The following is an 8,687-nucleotide window of genomic DNA, read 5'->3' on the forward strand; positions in this document are numbered from 1 at the left end:
AGCGCCCCACTGGCACCCTGACGGATCGGCTGCGGCTGGCCGCCGAAGGTGCTCATGCCCCTCCTCCTTGCACAGCGCGACTCCGGACCGAGAGTGCCTCGATCACGTCATGGCGCTGTGCATGAGGGAGGTCGTAGAACCCAGCCTCACGGAGTGCCGTGATACTCCGACCCGTTGCCTCCATCTCGCGCTGCTGACGCTCCCGAAAGTGTTGACGGCGGACCTCCCCACCGTCGATCAGCTCGCCGATCGATTCTGCCTCGGCTGCGGCGTCGCGGCGGGCGATCTCGTCGCCGTTGATCACCTCGAACCCGGCGAGCAGTTCGCCGACGACATCCGCTCCAGCGCGGTCGGCGGCCGGCTGGAGAGCGCGATGCTGGTCGATAATGGGGCGCAGGAGAACCTCACCCACCTGGAACGTTGCGGCCTCGCGCTCCTCGTCGCTCTCAATGGCATCGAGACCGCTACAAACGGCCTTCATACTGGCCCGCATCCGCGCGACCTTCTGGAAAGCAAGGAAGTCGTCGGTGTCGTCCACGAAGCCGCGGTTCACCAGCATTTCGATGCTGCTCGGCGTCACCTCGAACACCACCGGGAACCGGCCCCACGACTGATTGCGGTCCTCGGCCTTGTGCACGTTGCCGCTGGCATCGGTGTACTCTCCGGCGAGGCCGTCGAGGTACTCGGCGTACGGTGTCGTCTTGGCGATGATGTTGACTGCATGCACGAGTCGTACGGAACCGTACTTGATGTTCGCGTCGCTCGCGCTCGGGTGATCGTCGAATACTTGCCAGACTCCTTCACGGCTGCCGAGCGCCGCCAGCAGACCGGGCACGCTGTAGTCGTCCCAGATGATGACTGGCTGCCCCTTGTAGTTCTGGAGCGGGACGCGGGCATCCGTCGCTACGTGGTAACACTCATCGGCTTCGAGATCGGGGTAGAGCATCCGCGCAAAGAGCTTCGCGAGTTGCGTCTTGCCCGTGCGCCCCTTGCGTACGGCAGCAGCGGGCGAGCCAATGTAGTAGTTCGTCCGGTGCCGCGGCGCGGGCTGATGCAGCATGAAGTCCTGACGGAGCTTCTGGAGGTGCGCCAGATTGCCCTTCGCGAAGTAGATTGCCGGCTCCTGATCGCGGACCTGCTTCAACGTCAGCGTCCCCTGCCCCACGGCCTGGAAGAGCTTGCTCAGCTTTGCCCCACCACCGCCTTCGGCGGCGTTGTGCCGAGTTGCCATGTGGGCGTCCAGCGAAGCACTGAAGTCGAAGTTCGCCACGATCCGCCCGCGGCCGTACTGGAACTTGCCGGGCTTGCCCGGCTGCGACGTGTCCACGAGGTAGTGACGATCTGGATGGTGGATGCCGGCGAGGCCCGAGCTCCCTCGAGTCTCATGACACAGGTACTCGCACAGGTCGTAGAACGCCTTCTCCGCCGCACCGCGACCTGCGTTCTTCTCGATCTCGTCGACCTCGTTCGGCACGCGTACCCGCGGAGACGGCACCGACAGTGCATCGGAGACCATGCGGACCGTGGGGCGAGGCCCATCGGTGTCCTTGAACCACAGCACGATGTGCACGTGCAGCCCCTTGAGTCCGCAGCAGACCATCTCCGTCGTGCCCTCGTCGACCTCGACAAGACGATCGCTGTCATGCCAGATGTAGGCCCACCTGTAGAGACGATCGGTGAGCGCCGTAAGGCCTTCGTCCAGCTGTACCTGGGTGAAGATCACCTCGCCCGTGTCCGGGTGCCGGTGGTACTGCATCACGCTGAGCACCCGCGAGACCTTGCGAGCACGCTTCTTCTGACCAGGGCTCTCCGCGGCCTTTGCCTTGGTGAAGAACTCACGCGCCGCCGCGATTTCCTCCGGCGTCGAGACGACCACGCAGGGAGTCACGTCGTCGCTCTCATCGGCACCGGGGATCGACAGCTCCGACGCATCGGAAGGATGCGGCGCCTCTGCATCCGTTTCTGAAACGGATGCGCGCGAACCCAAGGAGTCGCGCGCCTGCGATGCCTGTGTTTCCGCGGGCGTCGAGGGACGTGCGGCAGTCTGTGCATCCGTGCATCCATTCCCCCGACGATCGTCATCAGCCGGATGTGACGGCTTCGACGTCGACAGATCCTGGTCGTCCGCGACGGGGTGTGCTTCGTCGATGCTCACGCCGCAACACCACCCAGCAGAACAGCGAGCTTCTCACGACGAGACTCGGTCAGCGGGGGAGCGGCAGCGACGATCCTGTCGATTGCCGCGACGGCTGCGCGGTCGAGAGTGTGGCTTGGGCGAGCGTGGAGATTGTCAGTGCCATCAGGCTGAACGGAGGTGCCGTGAATGGCATGTTCGGCAGCTGTCGACGGCGAAATGGTAGCGGTGGTAGCAGGCAAGGCCCGCTCCTCTCGTGAGGAGTGAGCACCTGTACTTCTCGCAGGGCGCTACCACGCTTTACTCCTGCCAGGGCCGATTCTGGCCGACCCAACCTCACCAGACGTGACCGTTGGGCTCTTCATGCGCTGGTGATCGCACTCGCCTACGGCTTGGGAACCTCGTTCGACGGCGGGATCCCAACCCCGTAACCCCGTCGGGTGCATCCGACCTGACGGTCGAACGCATCCAATTCTACTGCCTTCGAAGGCTCAGCGCCACGATCTGGTGGGGTAGGTGCTGGTTAACGCCAGGCCACCTTCACCGACTCGGGATCGAATTTCTTCACCCCGCGGGGATGCGGCTGCAGTCTCACTTCGCACAAGACGTCGATGACGCTACGGCGCAAGCCGAGATCGGCGCGATCGAACGCCGCGCGAGGATCTTCGGCACCAAGCACTGGGCCGAGAGCTGATCCGCTGGACAGTGTGAGGCGCTCCGCATCGAGAGCGGCGATCTTCGCCTCGCGATCGGTTGTGATCTTGTTGAGCATCCGGGCGGTGATCCGCTCGTCTTCGTTATCGCTGTCGTAGTCGCGCTCGGCTCGGGCGATACGGGCCCGGTGGGTGCTGATCTCCTGCTTGATCTCCTGCAGTCGGTCGTCGTCCTCACTCGGCAGTAGGTCGCGAAGATCCGGAAGCGCGAGCCGACGCCGGACGATCTCGACGACGAAGGCATCGATCTGCTCGCGCGAGCGCATGACGTGCCCAGCACAGCGGTACCGCGTCGAATGCCCGCGGACCTTGTGCCCGCACACACCGCACAGGTAGAGGCCCGAACCGAGGTGCTTCCGATCCGTGCCCTTCTTGTTCGTCACGCGCGCCACGTCGTCGAGGCGGTCCTGCACGCTCTCCCATATGTCAGGGAGGACGATGGGGGTCCACTTACCACGGACCGGCTCGCCATCGTCATTATGGAGGATCTGGGCGCGCCAGGATCGACGCCGGTTGCCGTCTTTCAGCGTCTCTTTCGGTGTGTAGGTCGAGTAGCCCGCGTAACGCGGATTTCGGAGAATGCCGAGCACCGTGGATGGCGACCACGGGCCGTCGCTGGGTACGGGGCGAGGGTCGAACCCGTCGGCTGCGCGCTTCGCGTTACGCTCGATCGCCACCGTGCGACTGTGCTTCTGCATGGTCGGCAGGTTGGGCAGGTCGTCCCGTTCATCACCAGAGAGAGCGAGCGCAACTGCGCGCAGCGATGCTCCGGCATTGAACGATGCGTAAATTCTCCGAACGGCGTCGGCCTCGTCATCGAGGACTTCACCATTCACCGAGTACCCGAGCGGCCGCATGCCCTTTGGTGCGCGCCCCATCGACGCGCGCTGTCGCTGGGCGAGACTTTGGCGCTCACCCTTGGTCTCGATCTCGTTCTGAGCGACCTCGGCCAGGATTCCAGCCGTCATCCTGCCGGATGGTGTGGACATGTCGAGGTCGGATCCTCGGACCAGTGCCACCTTCGCCTTCGTTCGCTGGCACGTCTCGATCAGTTGGACTGTGTCGGGCCGGTTGCGTGTCAATCGATCCCAGTTCCACGCGATCACCGCTGAGACGCGTTCGTCTGCCAAGGCGTCGAGGAGGCTCTCGAACCCTGGGCGGAGCTTCCCACCTGCTGCTGAGATGTCGTTGTCTGTGAAGATCTCGGCAACCTCGTAGTCGTTTGCGAGTGCGTACTTCTCGGCCGCTTCTCGCTGGCGATCGACGCCGAGGCGCTGGCCGGTGAGGTCCCTGCTGATCCTGAGGTAGATGGCGGCGCGCGTCATACATCCATCATAGGTTATTTGGTTACGGAACGCGGTGGAATTTAGGTTCAATGTGTAGTCGAGTTCCGGTCTAACCTAAGGGGGCTCAGTGATCCAGCTCTGGAGTGTTATCGCAGTTGCGATCTTGACCGTTTTGTCGTTGTTGCCCGCACACCATGCTCCTGCATGCACTCCAGCACTGACTGCACGATGCAATTTCGGATCCCGACCCCTGGTACAGCGTCCTACCTATCGATTACCGTCGACACCATGACGATCAACACCGAGATGCTGCAGTTCGTCTCCGTCGACGAACTGCTCGGCACTCAAGGTCCCGACCTGCGCATACCGGATTTCCAGCGCCCGTACTCCTGGTCCCCACGCATCGCGGCACAGCTGTTCACGGATGTCGCGGAGGCTCTCGATAGCAGGCCGGAGCATTCGTACATCATGGGCACCGTCATCCTCCTGAGGCGTCCCCAGGAGTCGCATTTCGAGGTGGTCGATGGACAGCAGAGAATCCTGACCCTCCATCTGCTGCGGGCGCTTCTGCGCGGCCAGAGAATCCCCCATCTCCAATCAGGGGACACCCCGATCCACCACGTCCATCAGGAACTCTCGCGACGGGTCGCCGACCTCGAACGTTCTCCGGGGCGCCTCGACAGGTACCGGGAATTCCTCGACGCCGAAGCCAAAGTTCTGAAGATCGTCACCGATGACGAGGATGAGGCATTCCAGTTCTTCGACTCGCAGAACTTCCGAGGCAAATCACTGCGCCCGCACGACCTGCTCAAGGCCTTCCACCTGCGCGAAATGGCAGATGCCAGCACTGCCGAGCAGCGCGCCGTGGTCGAGCAATGGGAGAAGGCCGACGAGAACGAGCTGGACCGGCTCTTCGGCACCTACCTGGCCCGCATCCACTGGTGGAGCCGCAACATGCCAGCGCATGCATATACCACCGATGACCTCGACCTCTTCAAGGGAGTCGGCAGATCCACTCGCCGCCTGCCGGGGGCCGAATACCATCGCGCTGCCAAGGCGGTGCTTCCCGGCCTGCAGGAGTGGTCCTATCCTGATGCCGACTCGGTGACCCGCAGAGATCTCAAGCGGGCCCAGCACCAGCTCGATGCTCCGGTCGCTGCGGGTAAGTCCTTCTTCGACTACGCCGCGTTCATGCTCGAGGAGTATGAGCGGCTGGACGAGGAACTCTTCTCCGACGCCAACACAGCCGGCCTCACGACTGCGGATCGCACGGTCTTCCACGACGGGGCGCGATTCAGGTACTGCCGGGAGCTGTACGTCGCCGCGGTCCTGTACTACACGAACAAGTACTCCGAGGCCGATATGCCGCAGGTACGACGCCACCTCTTCCGCTGGGCATACTCCCTCCGCTTGGCGTACGAGCGTCTGGGCTGGAGAACCACGGACAACTACGCACGAGGGATCAGCACCAATATGGACGGCCTGAACAAGGTGAACCTGTTCTCCGCCATCCGCGACAGTCTCGATCCGCGGGAGATCGAGCTGGAGAACATGAGCGCCCCGCGCACGGCGCGGACTGACAACCCGGAGGATGCACGGCTCCTCACCCTGCTGAAGGAGTCCCGCTGAGATGACACAGACCATCGCTCAGGATGACGTCCAGGCCATCCCCGTCGGGCAGCTCTTCAGCCCGGACGCTCCCAGCTATTCGATTCCCCTCTACCAGCGCAATTACACCTGGGGCGAGGAGCAGATACACCGCCTGATCCACGACGTCTTCGACGAGGCCGAGCAGGAGGAGGCCAAGGACTACTTCCTTGGCAACCTCGTGGTCGCCCCTCCGCAACGGGCCGATGAGCCGCTCGACGTGATCGACGGACAGCAGCGCCTGACCACCTTGTATATCCTGCTGGTCAAGCTCTCTTCCCGGCCGGGTCTGAAGGACCGCATCGGTCCGCTTCGGCCGCTCACCTACGAGGCTCGGGAGAAGGCCACCCGCGCTCTCCGCGGCGTCGCCGATACGATCGATGAGCCGGCGGAGGATGAGAAGGATCGAGAGGACTCCGGCATCCTCCGCGCATCGATGATTATCGAACAGCTACTGGACGGCGGGGCCGACGGTGACCGTTTACAGACTCCCCAGGTGATCGACTATCTGCTCACCAGGGTCCTCGTCGTCCGCATGCCGATCGACCGGAGCACCGATCTGAATCGGTACTTCGAGATCATGAATACGCGCGGTGCGCAGCTCAGTCCCGTGGACATCGTCAAGGCGCGACTCCTCCGATACCTGTCTGACCCCCTCGATCGCGCCCTGCTGAACCGCGTCTGGACAGCATGCTCCGACATGGAGCACTACGTGGGGATGAGCGCCACTGCCGGAAACACCTCCCAACGCGCAGAAGTCTTCGGCCCCGACTGGGACCAGATGCCGACAGCAGATTTCTCCCGCTTGCGTGCACAACTCATCGACACCACCTCCGAAGCGGCCTCGCCCGCCGCCGACGACGCTTCGAACACACCCGAATCCACCGCGCTGACCCTCGACGATGCGGTGGCTGCCTACTCCCAGACCACGGTCAGGACCGAGTCGGAAGATGCCGACGGCGGCGAGCGATTCACATCGCAGATCACGTTCCCGACTCTGCTGCTGCAGGTTCTCGCGGTGGAGGGAGCAGGCAGGGGCTCCGCACGGGAGGATGATCGTCAGCTCGACGACAAACTGCTAGTGCAGCGCTTCTCTGCACGCGTCGATTCACTACCGCCGCCGGAGCGGATTGACTGGGTGCGCAAGTTCACCACGGACCTGCTGCGCATCCGCTACCTGTTCGATCATTTCATTCTCAAGCGTGATGCGACGCTGACCACCGGGCACGAATCCACCACGGACGAGGAACCTGGCAGCTGGTCGTTGTACCGGCTCGCGCGAGGATCGTCCCGTCGCGGCAACAACGGGCAGGACACTCCCCGGTACCCCTCGACCTTCGCCGCTGACGAATCCGGTGCCGGCCCGCGCAGCCTGCACCGACGGATCCTGCTGCTGCAGTCGGCGCTGCGCATCACCTACACCTCCCCGCGCACGATGCACTGGATGACCGATGCACTTCGCTACGTCACCGAGCTCACCGATCACGATGAGCCGATCACAGCTCAGGGCTTCCTCCACTGTCTCGAGTCCCATGCCCACGAGCGCCTGCGCGAGGCGGTGACCCCGGACCCGGACAAGGAGGAGACCGGCCCGGATGGGATGGCGCTCGGCTTCGCCATCCCGCGCATCGTGTTCACGTACCTGGACTACCTGCTGGTGGAGGAGATGAACCAATGGGACTTCACCTTCAGCTACCGCACCTCCGTGGAGCACTTCTCCCCGGGCACCGAGGACATCGAGCACTCCTCCTTCGCATACCGCCTGGAGGATCCGCACCTTCTCGACTGGTTCGGGAACTTGGCGCTGGTCACTGTGAGCACCAACTCGAAGTTCAGCAACTACCTCCCTGCGCAGAAGGCGAACAACCACGATGCTCGCCGGCAGAGCCTGAAGCTCGAGCTGATGGCACGGCGGGCGGAGACCGGGAGTTGGAACGACGCAGATGTGCGCACTCATCATGAGGAGATGGTGGAGTTGTTGCGCCGGGCGCTTGCAGGAGAGCGAGCGCGATCAGATTCTGACATCTGATCGCCCCCTGTCCCCGTGAGAAGTACGTCAGGTCGAAGAATGGAAACGGGGTCTGGACCGAGCAACGGCATTGGGTGCCGCTCGGGGATGATGTGGAGCGGTGGGTCGAGAGGTTATTCGGCTACGGAACGTGGTGGAATTCCGCTTCAACGTTTAATCGAGTTCCGGTTCAACCTCTCGATCGCATGGCCTCAAACACTCTGTCGGCTGTGAAATGATGCTGGTGGGCGTGTGCGTCTGCCAGCAGATTCATCGGGGTGGGATGCGTGAGGGAAAGGCTGAATTGTGAGTTGGAAGGGGCCGACTGCACTTTTTGCGGCGTGGGTAATCCACGACCTCGAAGAGGCGTTCGCGTTTCCTGCATCCTGCGATCGTCTCGTGGATCGCACTGGTATAGAACAACTCAGAATCACGCCGCAGCAATCGTGGATCGCCGTGGGTCTGATGGGAATTCTGGTGGCGGTGGCGTGTGGCTGCGGCGGGCGCTCTACCGGTAAGTCGGCGATCTATCGGGCAGTCGTTGCCGGGCTGGAAGCCCACGTCGTGACTCACCTCGGCGCTTCAGTCGCGCAGCGTGGTTACACCGCCGGAGTTGTGACGGCTTTGCCGATCATGCTTCCCGGGGCACTCATGGCACGTCGAGAACTCCAGCGGGACGGGTGCGAGCTGCGGTTTCGGGACACGGTCAACGGCGTCGCATTGCTCCTGCCCGCCGCCCTGGTATGCCAGGTGGTCGCACGACTGATCCGTCGGGTGTCCGCGGCCAAGAACTGACCGGAAAAGCAAGAAACGGCATGTCGTGTGAGGTTGGTATGTGCGGCGACGTGGTGGAATTCAGGTTCAATGTCTAAAAAAGTCCTCTGACCAGGGGTTTTACC

The 8,687-nt window shown here is 63.2% G+C and carries 5 protein-coding genes; 3 read left to right on the top strand and 2 right to left on the bottom strand.

The window, feature by feature from the left end; genetic code table 11:
- Positions 1-52: 52 nt before the first annotated feature.
- Together ACT3TZ_RS05905 and ACT3TZ_RS05910 are read right to left on the bottom strand one after the other, a co-directional pair.
- Positions 53-2,155, bottom strand: a complete 2,103-nt coding sequence (locus tag ACT3TZ_RS05905; protein ID WP_444582469.1) for an RNA helicase — start codon at positions 2,153-2,155, stop codon at positions 53-55.
- A gap of 502 nt (positions 2,156-2,657) precedes the next feature.
- Complete coding sequence (locus tag ACT3TZ_RS05910) at positions 2,658-4,172, bottom strand: recombinase family protein (protein ID WP_444582470.1); 1,515 nt, start codon at positions 4,170-4,172, stop codon at positions 2,658-2,660.
- 249 nt (positions 4,173-4,421) lie between these two features.
- Here ACT3TZ_RS05910 and ACT3TZ_RS05915 point away from each other — a divergent pair, with 249 nt between their 5' ends.
- The 3 genes from ACT3TZ_RS05915 to ACT3TZ_RS05925 all read left to right on the top strand — a co-directional run bounded on the left by ACT3TZ_RS05915 (position 4,422) and on the right by ACT3TZ_RS05925 (position 8,583).
- Complete coding sequence (locus ACT3TZ_RS05915) at positions 4,422-5,762, top strand: DUF262 domain-containing protein (RefSeq protein ID WP_006946161.1); 1,341 nt, start codon at positions 4,422-4,424, stop codon at positions 5,760-5,762.
- A gap of 1 nt (position 5,763) precedes the next feature.
- The gene (locus ACT3TZ_RS05920; RefSeq protein ID WP_006946302.1) at positions 5,764-7,809 is read left to right on the top strand and encodes a GmrSD restriction endonuclease domain-containing protein; all 2,046 of its coding nucleotides are present in this window, start codon (positions 5,764-5,766) and stop codon (positions 7,807-7,809) included.
- Positions 7,810-8,094: 285 nt separating this feature from the next.
- Positions 8,095-8,583, top strand: coding sequence for an HXXEE domain-containing protein (locus ACT3TZ_RS05925; protein WP_018021805.1), 489 nt, complete (start codon positions 8,095-8,097; stop codon positions 8,581-8,583).
- The last annotated feature ends 104 nt before the right edge of the window (positions 8,584-8,687 follow it).

Source organism: Brachybacterium sp. AOP25-B2-12, assembly GCF_052378625.1.
In the GTDB taxonomy this organism is placed as follows: domain Bacteria; phylum Actinomycetota; class Actinomycetes; order Actinomycetales; family Dermabacteraceae; genus Brachybacterium.

Excerpts from the sequence above, each read along its gene's own strand:
- ACT3TZ_RS05910 (WP_444582470.1), bottom strand. The coding sequence starts at position 4,172 with ATGACGCGCGCCGCCATCTACCTCAGGATCAGCAGGGACCTCACCGGC.
- ACT3TZ_RS05920 (WP_006946302.1), top strand. The coding sequence starts at position 5,764 with ATGACACAGACCATCGCTCAGGATGACGTCCAGGCCATCCCCGTCGGG.
- ACT3TZ_RS05915 (WP_006946161.1), top strand. The coding sequence starts at position 4,422 with ATGACGATCAACACCGAGATGCTGCAGTTCGTCTCCGTCGACGAACTG.